The sequence below is a fragment of the Marinobacter salinus genome (assembly GCF_001854125.1).
In the GTDB taxonomy this organism is placed as follows: Bacteria; Pseudomonadota; Gammaproteobacteria; order Pseudomonadales; family Oleiphilaceae; genus Marinobacter; species Marinobacter salinus.
In genome coordinates, this window is record NZ_CP017715.1 from 2,206,743 (window position 1) to 2,231,656 (window position 24,914).

Sequence of the window (24,914 nt, forward strand, 5' to 3'; positions counted from 1 at the left end):
AGGGTTCTGTTAATCGGGATAAATCGGCTCAGGCAGGCACTCGAATCCGGGCTTGGCAAACAGGAACCCCTGGTAGAGGCTGATGCCCTGGGAACGAAGCCAGAAATACTCCTCCTTGGTTTCCACTCCCTCGGCAATAATCTTTCCCCCCAGCTGGTTCATCATGGTGATGATGCCTGAAACAACAGCCTGCTTGTTTGGTTCCTCATGAATGTTACGCACGAGCCCCATGTCCAGTTTCAGCAAATTCGGCGGGCTTGCCATCATGATGTTGTACCGGGAGTAACCCGCTCCAAAGTCATCAATCGCGGTGTAAAACCCCATTTCCTGATAGGCTTCGATAATGGATACCAAATGCTCAACGGACGTCAGTTTTTCATCTTCGGTTAATTCAAAAATAATTTTGCTGGTATCAAAATTATAGGTTTTGGCGGCCGCCAGCGTGGTGCGGATGCAGTACTCTGCTTTATAGACTGCGTTGGGCATGAAGTTGATGCTCAGCCTCGTCTGCATACCCAACCGTGATGCCAGTTTCACCGCTTTTACCCGGCAGACCTGATCAAACGAATAACGGTTACGCTCATTCACCTTGGACAGAATACTCATGGCCCCTTCACCTTCCGGACCACGGACTAATGCCTCGTAGGCAAACACGGATTTGTTCACGACATCGACAATCGGCTGAAATGCGAAGGTAAACGAAAAATCCAACCCCTCGCCGCAAGCGCATTGCTCACAGTGAGACTCATCAAACAGGACTTCGGGCTGACTCACTTCCACTCTTGAACTCCACATAGGGACAATTGGATGCTTCTTGGAAACGGCATTGTGAAAGCACTATAACCTTCAATCTCTCCATGGTAAAACAGCCAGAGACTATTACTTCTATATACAGTGGCATCCCCGATTTACCTGACTAAACTGGGGTTTGTCGCATTTAAGAGTCTATTCAAAAAAGGAGCCTCCAGAATGGGCGAAACGACCCGAATCGCAGTCACACCAGGCGATGGCATTGGACCTGAAGTTGTTGGTGAAGCCGTGCGCTGCCTGGAAACCCTGCGCGCCAAGCATGGCCTGGCACTGGAGTGGACGCGGTTCCCGTGGCCTTCTCACGCCTGGCATGAAGAGCATGGTGAGTCCATGCCGGCAGATGCATTGACTCAATTGCAGGCATACGATGCCATTTTGCTTGGTGCACTGGGCGACCCGGGCCCTGCCGACGATCCCGAGCGCTACTTGCTGTCCGACAGTATTTCACTGGCGCCCTTGCTGGATATGCGCAAAGGCTTTGACCAATGGGTATGCGAACGCCCTGCGCGGCTGTTACCGGGTGCCCGGCAGTACCTCGCCGACGAGCGGGCAAAAGATATCGATATGCTGGTTATCCGCGAAAATTCCGAAGGGGAGTATGTCGGCCAGGGTGGTCGACTGCGCAAAGGCCTGCCGGACGAAGTGGCCACCCAGATGGAAGTGTTCACCCGCAAGGCAACCGATCGCATCATTCGCTATGGCTTCGAGCAGGCACGTTCCCGGGCTACAGACAGGGTGAAGGCAGGCCGAACACGAAGCTTTCGCACCCTTGACGGTCGCACCTGTGAAAGCCAGGTATGTCTGGTCACGAAACGCAACGCACTGCGTTACTGGGGTGACATGTACACCGAAGCCTTCGAGGAAATCAGCCAGGAGTTTCCCGACGTCGCTACTCACCACGAGCTGGTGGATGCGGCCTGCATGAAGTTTGTGCAAAGCCCCTGGGCCTTTGATGTGGTTGTCGCCAGTAACCTGCAAGGCGATATTCTCACCGATCTTGCGGCCGTACTCTCTGGTGGCATGGGCGTGGCGCCGTCGTGCAACCTGAATCCCACAGATCCACAGATGCCCTCGATGTTTGAACCCACCCATGGCAGCGCTCCCGACATCGCGGGTCAGGGGTTGGCAGACCCCACGGCCATGCTGTTCACCACGGCTCGCATGCTGGAATGGCTGGGCCGCAAGGACCCGACACTGGCGGCGGCAGGCAAAGAACTTTTCGACGCAGTGTCTGCCGATCTGGCCGAAAATGCCGGCACCCAGCGCGGCACCCATGAAATCGGTTCCGCAATCTGCAAGCGATTAGCGCCCTGACATGGCAGAGAGCGGGCGCTCCTGAAACGGACCGCCCGCTCTATTCAAGGTAACGCGCTACTGGTCAGCCATAACAAATTCCAGGCGACCGGGCGCCACCCGCACATCTACTGGCATCATGCCAAACATACGCTGGGCAAAATCGGTGTCATCAAGACGATACACGGGCATGGTTTCCAGCATCTGAGCCACGACCCGCATCGCAGTATCAGTAACCGGCTTAAGGTCGCCCTTGAACAGCGGAGAATCGATACTGCTTTCCAGTAACTGCAGGCGACGAATGTAAATCGCTCTCTCCTTGCTGTCATAGACAGGTGCACCTTCTACCTTCAGAGCAATATCCACCGGCAGTTTAACCATCAGCGCATTGAGGGCGACCTGCCCCCTTACGTCGATCACGGCAACGTCCCGGCCATCTGGACCAAGGGTAATCTCCGCATCGTCCAGGCTCAGGCTCAAGGGCGAACCGCTCTGCAGTTGCTGTCTGTCATACTCACGTACCACATCCTGCAGATGCTGCTCCAGCTCTCCTTCAGAAAGAGAGTAGGGAGAGAAACTGGCGCAACCACTGGTCAACGCCAGGGCCAAAAAAACAGGAGCCCACAGGCCCATCAAAGGAAGTTTTGTCATGGATTTGTCTCCGTGAGTGCTACTCATATCCTGAGGCATGGCTGGCACTCGGGCAACTTCAGCAGGTTAATGATTGGTCAGAATAGGCTTGGCGGGTTATTCCTTCTCGGCCCGGACATCCACATGAGGCGTCAGGTGGTCATCAAAGATAACGTGGATCAGAATGGGCTGACAGCAGACCTGGCAGTCCTCAACATACTCCTGCTCCGGCACTGATGGGTCGACGCTGATGTCCAGCGACTCCCAACAGTACGGGCACTGAATGAGAACCGAGTCCAGGGCTGACATAATCGCGCCTCAGAACTGCTGCTTCGCCATCCAGGGGATGATGCGATCAAACGCCTGCTCGAGCTTCTCACACGTTGTCGAGAAACTGATGCGTACTGCGTTCGTCGACTCCTCACCGAAGGCATCTCCGGGCACGACACACACGCCTGTTTCCTTGAGCATCCTCAATGCGAGGTCGGATCCATCCACATGGGGAGGAAGCTCCGGGAACGCAAAAAACGCACCGCCGGGCTTATATCCGGTCATGTAAGGTGTCTGATCAATCAGCTCCACCACTTTGTCGCGCCGTTCACGATAGATATTGACCATATCCTGAACGCACTGCTGATCTCCGGTCAGCGCCGCCACCCCCGCAAACTGGGACGGCGTATTGGCGACTGAGGTGGTGAACATGTGATAGCGCCGCAGCGACTTGATGGCGGCCTGGCTCGATATTACCCAGCCAACCCTCAGACCGGCCATGCTATAGGTCTTGGAGAAGCTGCTGATGCACATGATGTTATCCAGGTCCATCGAGCAGTTCAGCACACTGGCAAAATCGTCGTCATCAAAAACCAGGTGGTCATAGACTTCGTCGGCATACACCTGAATACCCCGGTAGGCGCATTCCTCAAGAATGGTCTCCACAGTACTGCGTGGATATACCGCACCGGTAGGGTTATTGGGGTTGTTCAGAATGAGCGCGAAGGTACGCGGCCCCATGGCACGGATTACCTCATCAGGATCCAGCTGATGATTGTTCTCCGCGCGGGTGGGAACAAACTTGACCTCACCGCCGTTCATCCGGATCAGTGGTGCGTATAGCAGAAAGGACGGGTCCGTCACGATGAACTGGCGGCCCGGCGCAGAGGTGGCCGATATGGCCAGATACATGGCCTCGGTGGCACCACTGGTGATCAGGATGTTATCCCTGGTCAATTTCCGGTTGTAGCGCTTCCCGTAATAATCCCTCAACGCCACCAGCAACTCCGGTAACCCGGCGTCCATGGTATAACCGGTTTGCCCTGCGTTCAGCGCATCAATGTATGCGTCAATAATGTGTTTGGGCGTTGGCAAATCCGGCTGGCCGATCGAAAGATGGATAACATCTTTCATCGTGGCCGCCATGTTCACCATGCGACGGATACCCGGCACCGGAATTGCCTGCATTGCAGGGTTCCAACTGGCCTTGTTTTTCCGGTACTTCACTTTCCGTGGTCTGGACTGGCCAGTTTCATGGTTGGCGGGTTCTGCCATAAACACCTCCTTCAAACGGGGCAAATAAGCTACCCCTGCAGGTTAGCCAGTAACAAGGGGGCACACAAGGCAAAAATTGATAAAGATGAATCCCGTAAAAACCCAGTCATATTCGCTCCTGAATATTCATCACGATAGCCAGTTGACCACACTGCACAGGCATACCAGACTGTCCTGAGACTCACACACACAATAACCAGTCAGACTAATCAGAGGCGGAGGTTCAATGACACAGCAAAGCAAACCTGTCGTAACCGTTTTAACGGCACCAGGGGAACCGGAGCCACCGGGAATAGATGCCCTCAGGGCGCGTGCGGAAGTACGGTTTGCCTGCGATGAACAGACACTGAGAGACACCCTGCCTGGCACCGACGTCATGATGGTGACCGACTTCCGAACCGAAGCTCTGGAAGCGGCCTGGGAGTCGGCCGACAAATTGCAATGGATTCACGCCACCAGCGCCGGCGTAGACGCCCTGATGTTCCCCGCCCTTATCAAGGGTAACGTGGTGGTCACCAATGCACGCGGCATCTTCGACCGGACGATCGCCGAATATGTGCTGTGCACCATACTCATGTTTGCGAAAGACTTCCCGGGCTCCATCCGGTTGCAGATGAAGCACCAGTGGCAACACCGGGATACCGAGCGTGCCGAGGGCAAACAGGTACTGGTGGTTGGTGCGGGTTCTATCGGTCGGCAGATCGGCCGCCTGGTCTCAGCAGCGGGCCTGAAACCCCATGGTATCGCCCGAACGCCCCGCCATGATGACCCGGACTTTGTGGCCGTTCACGGCAATGACGACCTGTTTGAACAACTGGGCCATGCCGACTACGTTGTGATTGCCGCACCACTGACGCCGCAAACCGAAGGCCTGTTTGACGAGAAAGCCTTCAAGGCCATGAAGAATACCGCGCGCCTGATTAACATTGGTCGCGGCCCGATCGTGAAGACAGATGACCTCATCGCTGCGCTCCGTAGCGGCGAAATTGCCGGCGCCGGGCTGGATGTCTTTGAGGAGGAGCCTCTGCCTGAGGATCACCCGCTATGGGACATGGAGAACGTCACCATGACCGCCCACATGGCCGGTGATTTCATCGGCTGGAAACGCGCCCTTACCGACCAGTTCCTCGAAAACTTCGACCGCTGGCACAGGGGCGTGGATTTGTTCAATTTCGTGGATAAAGAACTGGGTTACGCCGGCAGCAAATAGCGTGCGGCAACAATTAAAAAGGGAGCCCGAGGGCTCCCTTTTATCTTTAACACTGAAACACTGACACTCAGCTTCCCGACAGGGACTGATCCGACGGATCAATCTCCATCTGCTGAATCGCAATGACTGCCTGGGTCCGGTTGCGAACTCCCAGCTTCCGGAATACTGCAGTAATATGCGCCTTTATCGTCGCCTCTGAAACATCCAGATCATAAGCAATCTGTTTGTTCAGGAGCCCCTCGGCCAACATACCCAGCACCCTGAACTGCTGTGGCGTCAGAGATGACAGCTTCTCCGAAAAGTCTGTGGTATCCGAGTGCATTCGCTCAATCTTATCGGCCACCCCGGCAGGCAACCAGACGTCTCCTTCCAGGACCGCCTGAATCGCCTTGGTGATGGTTGGGAGCGGCGCCGACTTCGGAATAAAGCCGGATGCCCCGTAATCAATCGAGCGTCGCATAACCTGCAATTCCTCGGAACCTGACACAACGACCACCGGCAGCCCCGGATACTGACCCCGCATAAACACGAGCCCGGAGAAGCCGTGGGCACCAGGCATGTTGAGATCCAGCAAAACCAGATCCGCATCCGGATGCGATTCTACCGCCGCCTGCAGCGCCTTGATGCTATCCACCTCAACGGTCTGCGCATCCGGTACCGCCTGACTGACCGCCTGCTTCAGTGCTGCCCTGAACAGCGGGTGATCATCAGCGACGATAATTGTTTGTGCCATTCAACAGATTCCTTACAGGTTTGCGGCCTGCATTCAGACCTTATTTGAACTCACGACTGCTGATGAGATCGTCTACCACACCCGGATCGGCCAGAGTGGAAGTATCGCCCAACTGATCGTGCTCGTTTGCCGCAATCTTACGCAAAATCCGGCGCATAATCTTGCCAGAACGTGTTTTAGGCAGTCCAGGTGCCCACTGAATCACATCTGGTGAGGCAATCGGGCCAATTTCCTTGCGTACCCACTGCACCAGTTCCTTTTTGAGTTCGTCGCTCGGTTCCACACCCTGAACCAGAGTGACATAGACATAGATGCCCTGCCCCTTGATTTCGTGGGGGTAGCCAACCACAGCAGCTTCGGCCACTTTGCCATGCCCCACCAGGGCACTTTCGACCTCGGCAGTACCCAGGCGGTGACCGGAAACGTTCAGAACGTCATCGACACGGCCGGTAATCCAGTAATAGCCGTCTTCATCACGACGCGCGCCGTCACCGGTAAAGTACATACCCTTGTAGGTACTGAAGTACGTCTGGACAAAGCGCTCATGGTCGCCAAAGATGGTGCGCATCTGTCCCGGCCAGCTGTCCAGAATAACCAGGTTACCCTCGGTCTTACCGTCCAGGATATTACCGTCGTTATCAACGAGAGCCGGCTGTACACCGAAGAACGGAACGGTAGCCGATCCGGGCTTCAGGTCGATAGCGCCCGGCAACGGAGAAATCAGAATGCCGCCGGTCTCGGTCTGCCACCATGTGTCTACGATTGGACACTTGCTGTTGCCAATCACACGATGATACCACTCCCAGGCTTCCGGGTTGATCGGCTCACCAACGGACCCCAGCAGCTTGAGGCTTTCGCGATTCGTGCCGTTCATGCAGGACTCGCCTTCAGCCATCAGGGCACGAATAGCTGTCGGCGCAGTGTAAAGGATGTTGACCTTGTGCTTGTCTACAACCTGCCCCATGCGTGAGCTGTCCGGATAGTTGGGCACACCTTCAAACAGGACAGAGATGGCACCGTTGGCCAGCGGGCCGTAAAGGATATAGCTATGGCCGGTAACCCAACCAAAGTCTGCTGTACACCAGTAGACATCACCATCGTGATAATCAAAAACGTATTCGTGGGTCATGGACGCGTAGACCATGTAACCACCCGTGGTGTGCAGAACGCCCTTCGGGGCACCGGTTGAGCCGGAAGTGTATAACATAAACAACGGATCTTCCGCGTTCATCGGCTCCGGCGGGCAATCTGGGGAGGCAGACTTCATCAGGTCTTCATAGCGCTCGTCACGACCGTCGTTCCAGGGCACATCGCCACCGGTTCGGGAAACCACGACAACTTTCTCGACGTTGGCAGCATCTTCGTTCTTGAGGGCCGCATCCACGTTCTTCTTCAGGGGAATCTTGCGACCACCACGAAGGCCTTCATCTGAGGTGATCACGAAGCGGGATTTACCATTAACGATTCGCGCGCCCAAAGCTTCCGGCGAGAAACCACCAAAAACGACAGAGTGGATAGCACCAATGCGGGCACAGGCCAGCATGGCGACAGCGGTTTCCACAATCATCGGCATGTAGATGGTGACTACATCGCCTTTCTTGACACCCAGGGTCTTCAGAACATTGGCAAACTTGCTGGTTTCTTCATGCAGTTCGCGGTAGGTGACGTGGCGGGAATCGGCAGGATCATCACCTTCAAAGATGATCGCGGTCTGGTCACCTTTGTCAGCGAGGTGACGGTCAAGGCAGTTGGCGGAAGCGTTCAGCTCGCCATCTTCGAACCACTTGATGGACAGGTTGTTATAGTCATACGTGGTGTTTTTGACCTTGGTGTAGGGCTTGATCCACTCAAGGCGCTTACCATGCTCACCCCAGAAGGTATCCGGGTCCTCGACTGACTGACGATACATCTCGTCATACTGTTCACGGTTAAGCAGGGCCCGTTTAGCCACATCAGGGCTTACCGGATATACCTGTTTATCAGTCATTGTGCTCCCCCTTTAGTCAGAGTCTGTTGTCATTGTCGGTTTTTGGAATACAGAATACTCGGGCCTCTCCGGCCCCTAAGACGGATAGTGGTAGTTCAACATGTGTGCCACTGCACAATGAATTAGACTAACGTCCTAATGCGCCTGAACTTTTAGCCGAATTTGTCCGCTAACCTTCAAAAAAACAACGGTAATTTCCATCAAATGAGAAGCTTCTTTAAAGATAGACCCAAAAGGGACAACTGCAACCAGGCGAAACATTGATTCCGAGGGGCGAGAGTAAAGGAAGAAAGCCCGACCCGGGCGGGTCGGGCGGGGAATTTACGCGGCCTTCTTTCGGGACTTGGCCGAACGGAGACTGTAAAGCTTCCGCTCCTTGAGGGCGTATCGGTTCAAACCGGCCAGATGAATTTTCCCGAGGTAAACGCCCCAGTCTATCTGGCGCGCATCTACCGGGAACAGCACCTTGTCTACTGACCCCATACGGGTCGCAAGCGAGATCAACTCATCGTTGTGGAAGATATAATCCGGCGCGGTGTAGAAGCCAAAAATCGTTGCCAAAGAACGTGTGGTATCGAGGTTCCGCAATACTTTCAGCTCGCGGTTGTGCCCCAGCATCCTGAGAAGCCTCCCGGTGATACTGAGCGGAATCCTGACTCCACCAACCACAGCATCAAACAGTTTCCGGTTCACCGCAATGAAAGGCTTGCTCGGCTGGCGATAGAACAACTGGTCGTATGCCGCGTAATTGGATTTGGCTTCCGCCATCAGGTGGTCAATGAATTCGCCAAGTCGAATCGGGTTCGAGCTTCCGCTACAACATTGATAGATACGATGGCGCCCGGGCTCGGAAAGCGTTTCCGCCAGCGATAATATGATGGCGTTAGCAACCAGATCTACCGGAATAACATCAATCACACCCGAGCGCTTGCCCGGGAACAAGGCCACCTTCTCGCGGGCGTAGGCAAGAATGATGGCATCCGCCACCTTAACGCCCTCAATCCAGCCCGGTGACGGCTCCTCCAGTGCACTTTCTATGATGGATGGCCGCAAAATCGTCAGGGAACGGCCAGACAGCGCTTTCATCAGCAACTGTTCACCCAGCCACTTGGTGAAGGTATAAGTATCACTCCAGCCATAGCGGTTGGCTTCACCAATCCCGAGATCCACCAGCTTTTTCTCGAGCATCTTGCCGGAGTATCTCGAACGAACATCAGCGATCTTGTCTTCAAGCAGCCGAATCAGTTCGTCAATCTCGTAATATCCTTCCGAGCTGCGCGGAATAGCCTCGCCTGCTGGCTTGATAACCGCCTCGGTCACCTGCCCTGAATTCATGCCGTTCACATAGCAGGTAGACACCTGCAACACCGCAAGTCCCGTGTTCTGGCGAGCCAGCTCAGCGACGTTGTCCAGGCAACGTGTATTGATCGCCAGGGCTTTGTCCAGTTCCTCGCGAAAATTCACGCTGGCGGCGGAATTGATCACAGCATCGATACCACCTGCCAGTTTCCGGAAGTTATCCGGAGACAGCCCGAACAGGGGTTCTGTTACTTCACCGGTAACACAATGAACCCGGTCCTCCACAAAATTCTCGAACGCTTCGTTGTCTTCCTGACGCAGGCGTTCAAATACGGAAGAAGTTGCAATTTCATTCAGGAATCGGCCACGGGCATCAGGGTGACGCTTGTTACCCCGAATCAACAGATGGATACCACCAATCTCGGGGACGGCCCTGATAAGCTTTTCCAGCACGACCTTGCCAAGGAAGCCGGTGGTACCAGTAATGAGGACATGCTTGCCCCGGAGCTGTTCGAGCACCTTTGAGGATGACTCTCCGGATTTAAGCTGTTGTGTTGCCATGGAAGAACTCCTTCTCAATATTCAGGTCTGCGGTCGCCGGATAAACCCTTCCCAGCGAGAAAGCTATCTGCGAATCGTGCGCAGCAGCCTCTTGCATATTACGCGCCACCACGGGAAATAATGGTTAATCTTTGCACACCCCCCCGTGACATTGCGGTGACACACTGCAAAATTACGACACAAAAAGCGTGGATAAAATGACGAAAAAACAGGCAGGTTTTTGAGGGGAATCAGGATTGACTGCGGTCATTTCCGGCCAGGGAACGAAGCAGCTGGTCCAGAGAAATGTCCGCCGGCTGTTCCTTGAGCACCCGGAGCAGCCGATCCTGCTCACCAAAGCTGATCTTGTCGTAGACGGGTTCGGGCAAAGCGGCATGGGCCGGCGATGACAATGGGTCCTTTGTCCGCTCGGGGGCAATTTCATCCGCCAGGTGACGAAGATGCGCTGCGAGATTTTCTTTATGCTCCCGACCCAGCTTTTCCCATGCCATAGACCCCAGCCCGGTCTGGATGATTTCCACAGCGTCACTGTCCAGCTCGCCCCCAAGGAGTGCAAACAGGCGGGTAAATGCTTCATAACGCAGCATGGCGTTATCCGGCGCCTGAGTCAGTGCCGCTTCAAGCTCACCGACAGCATTCAGGCACCTGTCCCGGGCACTGACAGGTTGGGGTAGCCCCACTTTCTCCTCATTGCTCTGGCGGCGGGTGACGTTGTGCCAGTAAGCGGCAATACCCGCTTTTCTCTGAGGCAGTTGTGAAAGGCGGACATTTACCATGTCGGCCAGGGTGTAAAACTGTCGGCAAGAAGGATCAGACACCGGTAGCAGGGCCACGGGTTTCTGATTGATTACGGATTGGCGAAGAGTCTCATCCCGCCAGATGCCGCCCATGTAATGAAAAGACATTCCAAGGTGACGCTGGGCCGCGGAATCAAGACGCTGAAACACTGAGCGGGCCTGGCTGGCGCCTTGGGCCATATTCACGAGAATGCTGGGTACTCGTCTGTAGCCACGACGCTTAATGACCTTGATCAGAGAAAAGGCATCGGTCAGTGACGCCGGGTCCGGGGTAACTACCACACAAGCCAGTTCCGCGGCGGCAATCATATGCAGACTCGGTGCCTGCAAACCGGCTGCGGTGTCGGTGATCACGTAATCGTAACGGCTTTCAAGCTGGGAAAGTGCCCGCAGGATACGCAGACTGTCGGCGGGGCTCATATCCATGCACTCCTGCACGCCGGAGGCACCCGGTACGATATGAAGACCGTAGTCCGTTGTCAGAAGGGTATCCTCAAGATGGCATTCGCCGGCCATCACATTGGCCAATGTTTTCTGAGGATAGAGGCCGACCATAATACTGACGTTGGCAAGGTCTGTGTCACCGTCCAGAAGCAAAACCCGCTTATTCTGTCGTGACAGGGTCAACGCCAGGTTCAAGGCAACGGATGTTTTGCCGACGCCTCCCTTACCACCGGTAATGGCGATAGTCCGGGGTTGGTGCAGTTTGTGCTTTTGTGACTCTTTGACGGTCATGACCAGTAATCTACGTCCCTGATTTTACGGATTCATACATTCTAACCTGTAAAAATTCTACACATATCACAAGTTAGATAATATATTGCTTAAAAAAACAGCAATAAGTATTTAATAACGACGGATTATTGTCTAAGCTCATCAGGGACCAGGGTGAACGGAACGTCAGATTCTGACCCAGGCCCATAACAATTTTGCCAAGGCGGGCAGGTAAGCTCCATGCACATAGCTCCTGATCTTCAATTACCGAGTCTCCCGGAGGTCACCCTTCGGGCACTTGAGGCTTGCCATCAGGATGAGAGTTACCGCACCATCAGCGAGATCGTTTCGGCAGATACTGCTCTCGTTGCACGCATCCTTGCACTCGCCAACTCGGCGCTTTACGGCCCGGCGACCCGTATCAAATCAGTTGACCAGGCACTCCTCAGGCTCGGAACCCGACGGTTTCATACCCTCGTACTAACCGCAGCCCTGCGCCAGCTTCTGTTTGAGCTGGGCGGTGATGAATGGCAGCAGCTCCGTGATTTCTGGCGACACTCCCTGACCACAGCACTCACTGCCCGGGCACTCGCCACCCTCACCCGTTACCCGGAACCCGACGAAGCCTTCATGCTCGGCATGCTGCATAATATCGGCGAGCTCATTGCCATTAAAACGCCAGCAGCGGAAACGAAGCAATACTATTTCAACCATCAGTCCGAGATTGCAGCTGAGCTGGTGACAGCCTGGGGGCTTGGACCCATGGCCGCGGATGCCATGCGCTACCAGCAAGCCCTGCCCAACGAACTGCGGGATGCGGGGCATCTGGTAAAGCTGATCAGTCTTGCCACCCGCCTGGCGCTCTCGGACGCTGCGGGTATTGCCGCCGCGGCAACCGTTTTTGGTCTGAACGAAGAGCTGACCCGAGAGATCAACCGGCGCATTGCCCATGAAGTCTCAGGGATGGCCGCATCTCTGGGGATTCCCCTTGAGGATGACTACGACGGCGAAAGCGCAACACTACAACTGAAGCAGACGATCCTGCGTCAGGCGATTGCCAGCCAGGCCCTTCAGTTTGCAGATCTGAATGGCAAAGTGGATGACATTCTTGCGGACACCGTCAACAGCCTGACGCTGATTACCGGCCTTCCTGCCCTTTGCTTTGGCTATGCGGATGACAGTCTGGTGCTCCTTTCAGGTACCATCGGAGAGGTTCCCTCTCTTTCCATTTCGGCCCAACCGGGCGGTAGTGTCCTGACTGAAGCTTTCACTTCCGGGCAAATAGTAAGTCTGGGTGATCGCCCTCCCACGGTTCTGGACCGCCAGCTGTTATCTCTCCTGCACGCGCCGTCGCTGCTTGCGGTGCCGGTTGTCACCGGCGACCATTGCCCGGGCGTGTTTGCCCTCGGCACTGACACAAACGGCCCCGTAGCAACCACTGAGCTCGCCAGCCTGTTTACCCGTCAGCTGTCGGCGGTGCTGGAGGAGCGGGAGCCCGGAATCCAGGCTTCGAAGGCAGATGAACAGCTTGATGCAGAAGTCGCTCGAGAAATCATGCGCAAGCAGGTTCACGAGGTCAGTAATCCGTTAACCATTGTACGACAGTATATTTATCAGCTGAGAAACCGGCTCGAAGATACCGAAGTGCGGCAGGAACTGGATGTCATACGGGAGGAACTCGACCGGGCAGGTAACCTTTTGCTTCAAATGAGCCATTCCGACAGCCCCCGACCGGATGACAGCGGAATCGACCTCAACTCGGAGCTGACAAGCCTTGTCCGGATATTGAAAGACAGCCTGTTCACGGACAGCAAGCGGAAGCTTGACGTGGTACTGTGCAGTGAACCGACGGAGGTCGCTGCGAGCGCATCGCCAATTCGCCAGATTATAATCAACCTGGTACGCAATTCGGCGGAAAGCCTGCCTGAGGATGGCGGCAGAGTCGAAATACGGACATCAGCACCGGTGTGGCAAAACAGCCGCACCTGGGTAGAGTTGGAAATTACAGACACCGGAGCGGGAATCCCCAGGGAGATTCGGGAATCGCTGTTTGCGCCGGTCAGATCGACAAAAGGAGAGGGCCACAGCGGTTTGGGCCTGAGCATTGTGAAGCAGCTCATTGATGACATGGAGGGCATCATAGCTTGTCGTACGGGACAGGAAGGAACCACTTTCAGGATTTTGTTACCAACGGCCAGCCATAAAAAAAACGAGACCGACTGACGAAGAAACGGACACAGACCGATGGCACCTGAACTCACTGACCAACCTTTCAGTTACGGGTTAACGGCACGTATTCTGGTGGTGGATGATGAACCGCGACTGCTTAATACACTCGCCTCCCTATTGAGGGACCGTGGCTACGAAGTAACGGAAGCCCATGGCGGCGAAAAGGCATGCGCTCTGGCGGATACGCAGCACTTCGATCTGGCTCTGCTGGACCTGCGCATGCCCGATGTGGATGGCTTTGATGTCATGGCCCACCTGACCAACGTCCAACCCGACTGCGGCGTTATTGTCGTCAGCGGGGAAAGCTCATTCAGCGCCGTCAGTCGTGCACTCCGCCGGGGAGCTCTGGACTACATCCGAAAACCCTTTGATCCGGAAGAGCTGCTCGCCACCGTTGAGGGTGTTATCGGCAAACAGTCGTTGCTCAAAGCCCATGAAAACGTTCAGATGCGACTGGAGAAATCGGAAGCCCTGCACCGGTATATCGTGAACAGCTCCCCTGACATTGTCTTCATGCTTGATGACGACGGTCATTTCTGCTTCGTAAACAGCAAGGTGGAAAGCCTGCTGGGTTACCAGCCCTCCGAACTGTGCGGGCGGCACTTCCGCCATATTCTGGACGACCGGGATGTAACCCGGGGCAGTTACGCCCTGAAGGGCCCCAATATTACCGCGGACAACCCCAGAACTCTCGAAGTCCGCCTAAAAACCCGGGGCAGCCGGCGCGCAACACGACATTTCGAGATCACCGCATTCCCCGTCGACCCACAAACCTGGCCACACACTGGCGCAACCCAGGGTGGTGGGAGCGGCAAACTGGCGCGTTATTACGGCACAGCCAGGGATGTTACCGAAAGAAAGGAAGCGGAAGCGTTCATCAACTTTCAGGCCTACCACGACCTGCTCACCAGGTTACCCAACCGGGCGCTGTTCAAAGACCGTCTGGAGCTTGCCATTACTCATGCCCGCCGTAGCGGCCAGAAACTGGCAGTAATGTTTCTCGACCTCGACCGTTTCAAGGTGATCAACGATACCCTCGGTCATGCCATGGGTGACCGCCTGCTGCAGGCGGTTACCCATCGGCTTGAAAAGTGTATCCGCAAAGGCGACACCCTGTCCCGGTTCGGCGGAGATGAGTTCACATTGCTACTGCCCTCCATTCACAACCACGAGGATGCGAGGCAGATTGCCAAGAAGCTGATCAACTCACTACGGGCTCCGTTCCAGCTCGGAGACCATGAGGTCTTTGTGGGCGTCAGCATCGGCATTGCCATTCACCCGGAAGCCGGCGAGAACATGGATCAGCTGATCCAGAATGCCGACATCGCCATGTACCATGTCAAGGCCAAGGGCAAGGATGGTTACCGTTTCTATTCCGACAGCATGAACATCAATACGGCCAATCGCCTAAATCTCGAGCGAGACCTGCGTCTTGCCCTGGAACGGGATGAGTTGCGGGTGTTCTACCAACCCCAGGTCTGCTCGACCACCAATCGGGTTGTCGGCCTCGAAGCTCTGGTGCGCTGGCAACATCCGGAACGTGGACTGCTCTACCCACGGGACTTCCTGCCTCTGGCCGAAGAAACCAAATTGATCGGTCTGCTGAGTGAGCGGGTGCTGGATCAGGCGTGCCAGGATGTGGGGCGATGGATCCGCTCCGGACACCCTGATCTCCGCCTGGCGGTGAACCTTTCACCGATTCAGGTCGAACATCCCCGCTTCGTGGAAACCCTGATGCAGAGAGTGGAAGCCCACAACTTCCCAGCCGGCAACCTGGAGATCGAGATTACGGAAAACGTAATCATGAACGATCTGGAGCAAATCAGCCAGAAGCTCAGGGAACTCGCTTCAAAGGGTGTGCGTATCGCGATCGACGATTTCGGCACTGGCTACTCCTCCCTGAATTACCTCCACAGACTGCCTATCCATACCCTGAAAGTTGACCAGTCCTTCGTAAAAGCTATCCGGAGTGGCGAGGACGGCGCCTGTATTGTTAATGCCATCGTTGCCATGGCCCATGGCCTGAAACTGGAGATTGTGGCTGAAGGCGTTGAAACCGATGAACAACTGGAGTACCTGCGAGGCCTTGGTTGCCACCAGGTGCAGGGCTTTTTCTACGGTCCGGCAAGGCCGGCAGCCGACATCTGCAAGTCGCTCGGGCAGACACCCGCCCGAGCAGCATCTTTCTGAAAACCGATTATTTATTGTCGGACACTCCTAGTTAAAACCTTGATCTGGTTTGCAAAGTGTTTCAGTGCGTTACTTTGTGTATCCGGAAATGCGTATTGCTGCACATAATTCCCCCACCCTGTTCTCTAAGCTCGAACTCATAAGGCGTTGATCACCCCAACCGACAGACCGTCGGTCCAATAAAGACAAAAACGGTGACAACATTCCAGAGAACAAGAACAGGCATTAGTCATCATGCGCGACAAGTACAAATACATCGGCCCCGCCTACGATTTTCTGAGCAACCTCTACAGCGGCAAAAACATTCACCGCTGCAAAACAGCGATGCTGGATGTTGAAACCGTAAAACCCGGTGATCGCATCCTGTTTGCCGGCGTTGGCCATGGCCGAGACGCCATTCGTGCCGCAGAGCTCGGCGCCGACGTGACTGTGGTAGACCTGTCCGAAACCATGCTGCGCAAATTCGGTGAAGCCCAGGAGCAGGAGGCGCCGCAGTTGACAATCCGCCGCATCCACAGCGACATCATGAAGGTAGACGAGTTCGAGCACTACGACATGGTGGTCGCCAACTTCTTCCTGAACGTATTTGATGAGGACATGATGGTTCGGGTGCTCGAACACCTGATCCGCCTTGGCAAAACCGACGCCAAAGTTGTGGTGGGAGACTTCTGCTATCCCACGGGCAACGTGCTGGCTCGCATGTTCAAGAAGCTCTACTGGTATATGGCCGTGTTCACCTTCTGGCTGTTTGCCAACAACGCCTTCCATAAAATTTACAACTATCCCGAACACATGAAGCGCCTGGGCCTTGAGGTCACCGAAAAGAAGCATTTCAAACTTCTGAGTATGAATTGCTACTGGTCCATCTTGGGCCAGAAACGGGCGTAAGCCGCCTCGCCACCGATTAAATAACAAGAACGGGGAGCAGACAGATGTCGGATCGGATTCTTGCACTGGGCGAACTGCGCGATTTCGGAGGCAGCGCGTTCACTTTCCCGGAACGCGTTGGTTATCTGAAAATGTACGGGACGCATTCCCAGTCTTTTTCAACGCTTCAGCCTGGCATGCAGTATTTCGATGTACCTGGCATCGGTTACGTGGCTTACATGCGAAAATGGGGTGGAACGTTCGTGCTCTCCGACCCGGTCTGCGCTCCGGAAAACCTCAAGGTTATTCTTGAGCACTTCCACAAACGCTTCCCAAACGCTAGCTACATTCAGGTTTCCAAGCCGGTTGTGAATTTCCTCAACCTGCGATTCGGGCTATATGGCACCCAGTTCGGCAGCGAGTCCCGGATTGATCTGAGTTCCTGGTCCCTCAGCGGCAAAAAAAAGCAGATTCTTCGTACCGCCCTGAATCAGGCCGAAAAGAACAACATTACCGTGAAAGAGCGGTTCAGCGATGACCACACGCGGGAAATCTCGGAAGCCTGGATCAGGACCCGCAAATGCAAGAGTAACGAGATTCGCTTTCTGATTCGCCCGATGGAGATGGAGTATCGTGAAAACGAACGCCATTTCTATGCGTATCAGGATGGCAAGGCAGTAGGTTTCATCTATTTCGATCCGATCTACCGCAACAATGAGATCATCAGTTACGTACCGAACATATCGCGGGCCAACGCCGATTTCCGGCAGGGCATTTTCTATACACTGATGGCCCACGCCATGGATGTCTTCAAAGCCGAAGGTGTGCCGTACCTGGACCTTGGCCTGATCCCGCTATCCCTGGATCCGGCCACGGAGCATCAGGAGAGCGGTCTGCTGAAGCGGCTCTTACACGGTCTCTACGAGAAAGGGAATTTCCTTTACAACTTCAAGGGACTCGAATTTACAAAATCCCGCTTCCGGGGTGAAAATTTCAAAACCTATTGCTGTCACAAACGTGCGATTCCGGCACTGGAGTTTCTGGCGATGTTCAAACTGACCCGGTTGCTGTAGCACTCTCGGCCCCGCCGGGCCAATACCCGAAGACCTCGTGCGGAGTCAGGCCGAGACTGGCCATATAGCTGGCCAGCCCTTGCGGAACCGGGCCGGAAAACAGTGCAGCCCTAACCGGCTCGCACGGCTTAACGTTTCCCATATCGGTCCGTGGCCTTTCCCCTTGCCCGTCCAGGAGGTAGCCCACCCGCCTGGCAATCGCATCCCCGGAATCTACCCAGAATTCCACCTCCGGCAGCGTTGCCCTCAATGCTTCCAGCAGCAACGGGTAATGGGTACAACCAAGCACCACGGTATCGACGCCGGCCTTGCGAAACCCCGACACAGCCTCGGCCAGGGCGTCCCGGGGCACATCCATTCCACCAACCGAATTCTCTACCCAGCGCACAAGGTCCGGGTGGCCAATACGCTCCACATAACAATCACCGGCGAACTCATTAACCAGATTATCCAGATAGGGCCGTCGAATCGTGGCCGGTGTCGCCAAAAGGCCTATACGGCGATTGCGTGTCTTCTCCGCTGCCGGCTTAACGGCAGGAACAACACCCACCACGGGCACCGTTGTCATGGCGCGCAGGTGGGGCAGAACAACGGTACTGGCGGTGTTGCAGGCTACTACGATGACGTCACAGGGTAACTGCGCAAGCGCCTCAGCAATGAGACTGCAGCAACGTTCAACAACCACGGATTCCGGCTGGTCGCCATAAGGGAAGCCGGCATTATCGGCCAGGTAAACCAGCTCCGCTGCCGGCAACTGTTGATGGATGCAGCCAGCCACACTCAAACCGCCAACGCCGGAATCGAAGACCAGAACTCTTGAAGGAGCTGTACCCGTCAAAGAGGGATTCCCCCCTGGGATATTTCTTTTTCCATCGCCCGGATGAGCCGTCCTGCTATCGTCGTCTGCGGCGGCACCGGGGGAGTATCGCCCGGCAGGAACCAGCCGGCGTCAGACAGCTCATCTTCCTGCAGAACCAGTTCACCGCCAGCATAGTCCGCGAAAAAGCCCACCATTAGCTGATGGGGAAATGGCCAGGGTTGCGAAGCGTGATAGCGAACATTGGTAACATCCAGCCCGGTCTCTTCCTTTACTTCCCTGGCAACCGCCCCTTCAAGACTCTCGCCCGGCTCAACAAATCCTGCAATAAGGCTGTAGAAGTGATGCTTTACCCGTGACGACCTGGCGAGTAAGAGATGATCTCCCTTGCGAATCACAACAATCACGCAGGGGGCCAGCCTCGGGTACCAGGGGATGCCGCAGGGTTCACACCATTTGGCGCGTTCTCCCGAGTGCACCGAGGTCTCCTGCCCACAACGGCCACAGAACCGGTGATCACGCCACCATTGCCAGACCTGGAACCCGGTACTGAGCAGTTCCGCGGGGGCGCCCTCTCTCATTAGCAGCGCGTCCCGAAGGGCAACGGACTCCAGTTCCGGCACTTCCGCTTCAGCGAACTCGGTCACGAAAACCGGAGTGTCACCTATCGACCCGAGGGCTACAGCGTCGCTGTTCGTTGCCGGCATCCCGGTGGCTCCCCACGGAATCAGCCAGCTATCGGTCGGCTTGAGGATGCTCGAGCCGGAGATAGCCAGTACAAGGTCTCCATCGCGGGGCGTTCCGTGAGACCAACCCGGGGTCCAGTCTTCATTTGACATCGCCATCGTGTGTTCATGCCTGAGTGAATAGTGAGCCAGATAGAAATGTATCACAAAGCGCTCCCGGCCAAGAATGAATGCCGACTTTCCGCCCCGTACTCAACCAAGTAAACTTGGCTCCTGTTTTTAGTTACCGGAGCTCCACTTTATGCGAATTTACCAGGGCATTCGCAGCCTGATCCTGACACTTTTCCGCAAGATACTGTTCCTGTGGGTCCGGACAGACGTTAGCGGCAACACCCTCGAAGCCCTGGGACTGGATCCGGACAAACCCGTTTGCTACGTACTTCAGTACAGCTCCCTGTCCAGTCGCCTGGTGCTGGAGCAGGAAGTCATTCGTGCCGGGCTGCCAGGCGCCGCGGACTCCCTACCGGTAAAAAACGGGCCTGCGCATTCGTTCTTTTTTCTTTATCGCCGAATTGGTGGCCTGTTTCGCCGGCGCCAGACGCCAGTGCCTACCAGCGAATTCCAGGCGCTGACCCGCTATGGCCTTGAGCACCCGGATCAGGATGTACAGATTGTTCCGGTTTCCCTGTTCTGGGGCCGTTCTCCGGACAAGGAAAAGTCTCTCGTGAAACTGCTGCTATCCGACACCTGGACGGTCGCTGGTCGCCTGCAGAAGTTTTTGATCATCATGGTGCATGGGCGTAACACCTACGTGCAGTTCAACCAGCCGCTCTCACTGAAGCAGGTCATTGACGAGTACCGCCATTCCGAGGAGCGCGCAAACCGTAAACTGGCGCGCATCCTCCGAACCCACTTCCGCCGTGTTCGTCAGGCGGTGCTCGGGCCGGACCTTTCCCATCGCCGCACTCTGGTCGGCGGTTTGGTACGCACGCAGGCGGTGAAGGAAGCCATTCGCGAAACTGCGGCAAAGGATGAAATACCACCAGAGAAGGTTCGCGCAAAAGCCTGGAAATACGCGGATGAAATCGCCGCCAGCATGTCTGTTGTGACCATCCGCTTTCTCGAGGTGGTGTTGTCCTGGCTTTGGAACCGGATCTACAACGGCATTGCTATTAACAACATCAAGGTCGTGAAGGAAGTGGCCCAGGACAATGCCGTAGTGTATGTGCCCTGCCACCGATCACACATTGATTATCTGCTGCTGTCTTACGTGCTCTACAAGAACGGCCTGATGCCGCCGCATATTGCTGCCGGAATCAACCTGAACATGCCGATTGTGGGGCCGATCCTGCGCCGTGGCGGCGCCTTTTTCATGCGTCGTAGTTTCAAGGATAACCCTCTGTACGCCACGGTGTTCAACGAGTATATGCACGTAATGTTCTCCCGTGGCTACTCCGTCGAGTACTTCGTGGAAGGCGGCCGGAGCCGGACCGGCCGTATGCTCCAGCCTCGCCCCGGCATGCTGTCCATGACCGTGCGCAGTTTTCTCAGGGACCACCGCAAGCCCATAGTGTTTGTCCCCGTGTACATCGGTTATGAGAAGGTGATGGAAGGCCGCTCCTACCTGGGTGAACTGCGGGGCAAGAAGAAGCAGAAGGAAAGCGTTTTCACCCTTGCCAAGACTGTCCGCAAGCTGAGCAACTCCTTTGGGCGGGTCGCCGTAAATTTCGGTGATGCGATTCCGCTGGCGGACGTACTTGATCAGGTTCATGACAGCTGGCGCCAGGAAGCCTATGACTCTGAGTATCGGCCAGCCTGGCTTAGCAAGGCTGTGAACGAGCTGGCCCTTCAGGTAGCCTCCAACATTAATGCCTCTGTCGCGGTCAACCCCATTGGCATGACGGCAACGGTCCTGTTGGGCACCGACCGCCTGGCCATGGACGAAGGCCAGTTGATACGCCTGATGGACCAGTACGCCGGTCTGCTCAAAGCCTTCCCCTATGCGGATACGGTTACCCTGCCCGAAGGCACTGGCAAAGACTGGGTTGCCTACTGCGAAAAAATGGGGCTGGTTGAGCGCCAGCCCCAGAAACTGGGCGACATCATTGCCCTGGAAGGCAGCAATGCGATCCTGATGACGTATTACCGTAACAATATCCAGCACCTTTTCGCGCTCCCGTCACTGATCGCCAGCCTGTTTGAAAACAAGGACTCCCTGCGCCGCGAAAAGATCGTTTTCCTGGCTGGTGTGGCCTACCCGTATCTTCAGTCAGAGTTGTTCATTCGATATCGCACAGATGAAGCCGAGTCCGTCATTAATCAATGGATTGATGTTCTGATCGGACAGGGGCTGCTGATAACCCTGGACGATGAGCGGATCGGTCGACCCGAGGAAGGCACGGAGGAAATGCTTCGGTTGCGGGTGTTGTCCAGATTCATAATCCAGACCCTTGAGCGCTATCATATTGCCCTGGGCATCCTGCGCAAATACGGATCCGGAAAAATCAGCGCAGCGGAGCTGGAGGAGCAGAGCACCTTGCTTGCCGAGCGCATGTCGATTCTGTTTGGCCTGAACGCTCCGGAATTTTTCGACAAGAGCCTGTTCCGCAACTTCATCGCCAACATGCAAAAGAATGGTGTTATTACCACCGATGACAATGGACTGATTCGCTATGGTGAAGGGCTGGATGACGTCGCCGAAGACGCCCGCCTTGTCCTCAGTGTCGAGAAACGTCAGGCCATTCAGCAAGTCACCATGATGGGAGCCTGACCCGTTAACGGGCAGGCAGCGCCTTGATGGAATAGATGTCGTAGCGACTGCTTTTACCCTCAACACGGGTAGCGGGTTCCGGCCCGGGAATGGCCGGGGCCTTGCGGGACCGTTTAACCACTACCCGATAAGTGGCGCAGGTTAACGCCACTTCAAGCAATTTCCCGGCATCGTCATCGTCGCCGACGACCGCCCGGAATATCTGCATTTCCTTTTTGACCAGAGCCGACTTTTCCCGGTGCGGGAACATTGGGTCGAGATACACAACATCAGCGGCATCCCGGCCGGCGCCCTCAAGCCACTCGATACTGCCGCCTTGTCTCAGCGTCATGCGCTCGATAATGGGCGCGCAGTCAACATTCAGTGAAGCTCGTGCCAGCCCGTCAGCCAGCAGCGCATGAATCACAGGATTTCGCTCGAACAGGGTAACCCGACAACCCAGGCTGGCCAGAATGAACGCGTCCTGACCAAGGCCTGCGGTGGCGTCCAGAACGTGCAGGCCGGCGCGAGTCTTATGCAATCCGACGGCCCGCGCAACCAACTGCCCGGCACCACCGCCATGCTCTCGACGATAGCCCATTTTGCCAGTCACAAATTCCGCCCGTACGGGCCCCGGCGCGCCCTTACCCGTCAACTGAAGTCCCAGACCGTTCTCATCCAGGAACAGCAGGATACCGACATCACGGACATCCCTGGGGCGGACAACACCGACGTTGCTGAGGTTCAGCTCTTCACACAGGAGGGCAGCCTGGGTCGCGTCCCCCAGGGGACTACGCCCGACCGCAAGCTTTTGATGCAGGTTGTCTGAATCAGGAGAAGGATAGGGCATCAGACCAGAATATCGATGCCCGCAAGCGAAGCCTCACCAGAAGACTCCTGCCCTGCTGCGGCGACAACTGCAAACGTGGACAGAGCCCGCGCAGTTGGCAACGGCACCTCATCGGCCCGGAAACGCTCAAGGCGGACATCTTCCGACGCTCGCCGGGCCTCAACGCGGCGCTCAAGACTCTCTCTGGTGTTCTGCTCTGTAGCTGGCGCCTGGAGGCCGGTCGCCAGATCACGGCGGACCGTGTCTGTGCTTTTTTCGGGTGCCGACGCTGGCGCGCGCACCGCATCGCTCCGCTCCCGGACCGGGCTGTTATTGCCCGTCTGGAGACCATAATTATTACCTGAAGTGATACCGCCAATCATGAACAGATACCGCTGGCTCGCTGACAGAAGAATACGAAAGGAAAGTATGTAAGAATCCGGCCGGGAAGAAAAGCCTGCTGATCAGTTTTTGTCCGCCCGCACTTCGGGGGACAACTCGGGCTAGCCTCGCCCGGGCAGTTTTTTCCAGGTGATTTCATCACGGATATAGACTGGCTGGGCCTGTTCCGCTGAAACGGTCTCTCCCCGCTTGAAACTGATCTCCGCCAGTCTGGCGACCCATACCGCACGGGGCACCAGGGATTCATCCACCGCGCTCATCCGGTCAGTGATGTCTCCTGGCATGTCGTTCCGGAATTTCCAGCCCTGCCCCGCACCAAACCAGCGTTCTGAGTCGCCCGTCAGGGCGACCGTCATTGGCGGGCAGACCCGCTCCTCACCGAGCGGAGCCGGAAGGCCTTTCCGGCACTGGAAGCACCCCCAATACACCTCGCCCATACGGGCATCAAACGCTACGGCAACGGCATCACCTTCTGCCAGATCAAAGGCGTCTATTGTGCCCAGGGCTACCGACGCCAGAGACGACACCGGCACCACGGGGATATCCAGTCCCCAGGCCAGACCCTGGACCACACCGGTCGCAATCCGGAGCCCGGTGAAAGAGCCTGGACCACAAGCGAAAGCCAGAGCATCCAGTTCCGATGGTGCCAGCCCTCTTTCGGCAAGCACCTCCCTAACCATCGGCATCAAAAGCCGTGTATGGCCCCTGGGTGCAAGCTCAAAACGTTCGGAGATCTCGCCATCAACAAGAAGGGCTGCCGAGCAGCCCTCCGATGACGTATCCAGTGCCAACAATTTCACGGAAGTGAAAACCCTCGGGTCAGGATGATACTGCGTTACCTGAGTTTAGATAAAATCTGGTCACGAATGCTGTCCAGACTGCCGACACCTTCTACGCGCACGTACTTGGGCGCCGCTTCTGGATCCTGGCCAGCCCAGTCCTGGTAGTACCCTACCAGCGGAGCGGTCTGATCATGGTAGATCTTCAGACGTTTGCGAACCGTTTCTTCTTTGTCGTCCTCACGCTGGACCAGTGGCTCACCGGTTTCATCGTCCTTGCCTTCCTTCTTGGGCGGATCGTATTTTACGTGGTAGATACGGCCACTGCCTTCGTGAACGCGACGGCCAGACAGGCGGCTGACAATTTCTTCGTCGTCGACGGCAATTTCAACCACGTAATCGATAGCAATTCCCTGATCCTTGAGAGCTTCGGCCTGGGGAATGGTGCGTGGGAAACCATCAAGCAGGAAGCCGTTTTTGCAGTCTGGCTGCTGAATCCGCTCCTCAATCAGCGCGATGATGATATCGTCAGATACCAGTCCGCCGGTGGCCATAACTTCTTTGACCTGCTTGCCCAGCTCGGATTCGGCCTTTACCGCCGCACGCAGCATGTCACCGGTCGAAATCTGGGGGATGTCAAAGCGTTCAGTAATGAACTGGGCTTGAGTCCCCTTACCTGCGCCCGGTGCGCCTAACATGATGATTCGCATAACG

21 protein-coding genes are annotated in these 24,914 nt (G+C 55.9%); 7 read left to right on the forward strand and 14 right to left on the reverse strand.

What is annotated here, in order from left to right:
- Window positions 1-9: 9 nt before the first annotated feature.
- Window positions 10-774 carry an EAL domain-containing protein gene (locus BKP64_RS10115; RefSeq protein WP_198402606.1) on the reverse strand — a complete coding sequence of 255 codons (765 nt, stop codon included), beginning with the start codon at window positions 772-774 and terminating at the stop codon, window positions 10-12.
- A 195-nt stretch (window positions 775-969) separates the two neighbouring features.
- Here BKP64_RS10115 and BKP64_RS10120 point away from each other — a divergent pair, with 195 nt between their 5' ends.
- A complete protein-coding gene (locus BKP64_RS10120; protein ID WP_070969314.1) occupies window positions 970-2,124 on the forward strand; it encodes an isocitrate/isopropylmalate dehydrogenase family protein in 1,155 nt (384 codons plus the stop codon).
- A 57-nt stretch (window positions 2,125-2,181) separates the two neighbouring features.
- Here the strand turns inward: BKP64_RS10120 and BKP64_RS10125 are convergent, their stop codons facing one another.
- The 3 genes from BKP64_RS10125 to BKP64_RS10135 form a co-directional block, all read right to left on the reverse strand.
- Window positions 2,182-2,754 carry a YceB family lipoprotein gene (locus BKP64_RS10125; protein WP_070969315.1) on the reverse strand — a complete coding sequence of 191 codons (573 nt, stop codon included), beginning with the start codon at window positions 2,752-2,754 and terminating at the stop codon, window positions 2,182-2,184.
- Between the two features lie 96 nt (window positions 2,755-2,850).
- A complete protein-coding gene (locus tag BKP64_RS10130; protein ID WP_070969318.1) occupies window positions 2,851-3,042 on the reverse strand; it encodes a CPXCG motif-containing cysteine-rich protein in 192 nt (63 codons plus the stop codon).
- A gap of 9 nt (window positions 3,043-3,051) precedes the next feature.
- Window positions 3,052-4,278, reverse strand: a complete 1,227-nt coding sequence (locus BKP64_RS10135) for a pyridoxal phosphate-dependent aminotransferase (protein ID WP_070969321.1) — start codon at window positions 4,276-4,278, stop codon at window positions 3,052-3,054.
- A gap of 226 nt (window positions 4,279-4,504) precedes the next feature.
- On the opposite strand from BKP64_RS10135, the gene BKP64_RS10140 reads away from it, so the two are divergent.
- Window positions 4,505-5,488 carry a D-2-hydroxyacid dehydrogenase gene (locus BKP64_RS10140; protein WP_070969323.1) on the forward strand — a complete coding sequence of 328 codons (984 nt, stop codon included), beginning with the start codon at window positions 4,505-4,507 and terminating at the stop codon, window positions 5,486-5,488.
- A gap of 67 nt (window positions 5,489-5,555) precedes the next feature.
- On the opposite strand, the gene BKP64_RS10145 is transcribed toward BKP64_RS10140, so the two are convergent.
- The 4 genes from BKP64_RS10145 to BKP64_RS10160 form a co-directional block, all read right to left on the reverse strand.
- On the reverse strand, window positions 5,556-6,221 hold the full coding sequence (locus BKP64_RS10145) for a LuxR C-terminal-related transcriptional regulator (RefSeq protein WP_070969326.1): 666 nt from the start codon (window positions 6,219-6,221) through the stop codon (window positions 5,556-5,558).
- A gap of 40 nt (window positions 6,222-6,261) precedes the next feature.
- Window positions 6,262-8,208 (reverse strand): acetate--CoA ligase, encoded by a 1,947-nt coding sequence (acs, locus tag BKP64_RS10150; protein ID WP_070969329.1) that lies wholly within the window; start codon window positions 8,206-8,208, stop codon window positions 6,262-6,264.
- A gap of 321 nt (window positions 8,209-8,529) precedes the next feature.
- Entirely contained in the window at window positions 8,530-10,068 is a 1,539-nt protein-coding gene (locus BKP64_RS10155) for a fatty acyl-CoA reductase (RefSeq protein ID WP_070969332.1), read from the reverse strand.
- Window positions 10,069-10,298: 230 nt separating this feature from the next.
- Complete coding sequence (locus BKP64_RS10160; RefSeq protein WP_070969335.1) at window positions 10,299-11,600, reverse strand: MinD/ParA family ATP-binding protein; 1,302 nt, start codon at window positions 11,598-11,600, stop codon at window positions 10,299-10,301.
- Window positions 11,601-11,819: 219 nt separating this feature from the next.
- Here BKP64_RS10160 and BKP64_RS10165 point away from each other — a divergent pair, with 219 nt between their 5' ends.
- The 4 genes from BKP64_RS10165 (at window position 11,820) to BKP64_RS10180 (ending at window position 17,938) form a co-directional block, all read left to right on the forward strand.
- The gene (locus BKP64_RS10165; protein WP_070969338.1) at window positions 11,820-13,802 is read left to right on the forward strand and encodes an HDOD domain-containing protein; all 1,983 of its coding nucleotides are present in this window, start codon (window positions 11,820-11,822) and stop codon (window positions 13,800-13,802) included.
- Window positions 13,803-13,823: 21 nt separating this feature from the next.
- A complete protein-coding gene (locus BKP64_RS10170; protein WP_070969340.1) occupies window positions 13,824-15,998 on the forward strand; it encodes an EAL domain-containing response regulator in 2,175 nt (724 codons plus the stop codon).
- A gap of 234 nt (window positions 15,999-16,232) precedes the next feature.
- Window positions 16,233-16,886: a class I SAM-dependent methyltransferase gene (locus BKP64_RS10175; protein WP_070969343.1), complete on the forward strand. Its 654-nt coding sequence runs from the start codon at window positions 16,233-16,235 to the stop codon at window positions 16,884-16,886.
- Window positions 16,887-16,930: 44 nt separating this feature from the next.
- Complete coding sequence (locus BKP64_RS10180) at window positions 16,931-17,938, forward strand: DUF2156 domain-containing protein (protein WP_070969346.1); 1,008 nt, start codon at window positions 16,931-16,933, stop codon at window positions 17,936-17,938.
- Here the strand turns inward: BKP64_RS10180 and murI are convergent.
- A complete protein-coding gene (gene murI, locus BKP64_RS10185; RefSeq protein WP_070969349.1) occupies window positions 17,916-18,776 on the reverse strand; it encodes a glutamate racemase in 861 nt (286 codons plus the stop codon). The genes BKP64_RS10180 and murI overlap by 23 nt on opposite strands.
- On the reverse strand, window positions 18,773-19,600 hold the full coding sequence (gene nudC, locus BKP64_RS10190) for an NAD(+) diphosphatase (protein ID WP_070969352.1): 828 nt from the start codon (window positions 19,598-19,600) through the stop codon (window positions 18,773-18,775). The genes murI and nudC overlap by 4 nt, the downstream gene beginning before the upstream one ends.
- A gap of 142 nt (window positions 19,601-19,742) precedes the next feature.
- Here nudC and plsB point away from each other — a divergent pair, with 142 nt between their 5' ends.
- Window positions 19,743-22,211, forward strand: a complete 2,469-nt coding sequence (plsB, locus tag BKP64_RS10195) for a glycerol-3-phosphate 1-O-acyltransferase PlsB (RefSeq protein ID WP_070969355.1) — start codon at window positions 19,743-19,745, stop codon at window positions 22,209-22,211.
- 4 nt (window positions 22,212-22,215) lie between these two features.
- Here the strand turns inward: plsB and BKP64_RS10200 are convergent, their stop codons facing one another.
- From BKP64_RS10200 to adk, 4 genes are all read right to left on the reverse strand, one after another.
- Entirely contained in the window at window positions 22,216-23,040 is an 825-nt protein-coding gene (locus tag BKP64_RS10200; protein WP_070969358.1) for a class I SAM-dependent methyltransferase, read from the reverse strand.
- Window positions 23,040-23,402 carry a UDP pyrophosphate phosphatase gene (locus BKP64_RS10205; protein WP_070969361.1) on the reverse strand — a complete coding sequence of 121 codons (363 nt, stop codon included), beginning with the start codon at window positions 23,400-23,402 and terminating at the stop codon, window positions 23,040-23,042. Before BKP64_RS10205 ends, BKP64_RS10200 begins: the two co-directional genes overlap by 1 nt.
- Window positions 23,403-23,522: 120 nt before the next feature.
- On the reverse strand, window positions 23,523-24,221 hold the full coding sequence (gene tsaB, locus BKP64_RS10210; RefSeq protein ID WP_070969364.1) for a tRNA (adenosine(37)-N6)-threonylcarbamoyltransferase complex dimerization subunit type 1 TsaB: 699 nt from the start codon (window positions 24,219-24,221) through the stop codon (window positions 23,523-23,525).
- Between the two features lie 35 nt (window positions 24,222-24,256).
- Window positions 24,257-24,910: an adenylate kinase gene (gene adk, locus BKP64_RS10215; protein ID WP_070969367.1), complete on the reverse strand. Its 654-nt coding sequence runs from the start codon at window positions 24,908-24,910 to the stop codon at window positions 24,257-24,259.
- Between the last annotated feature and the right edge of the window lie 4 nt (window positions 24,911-24,914).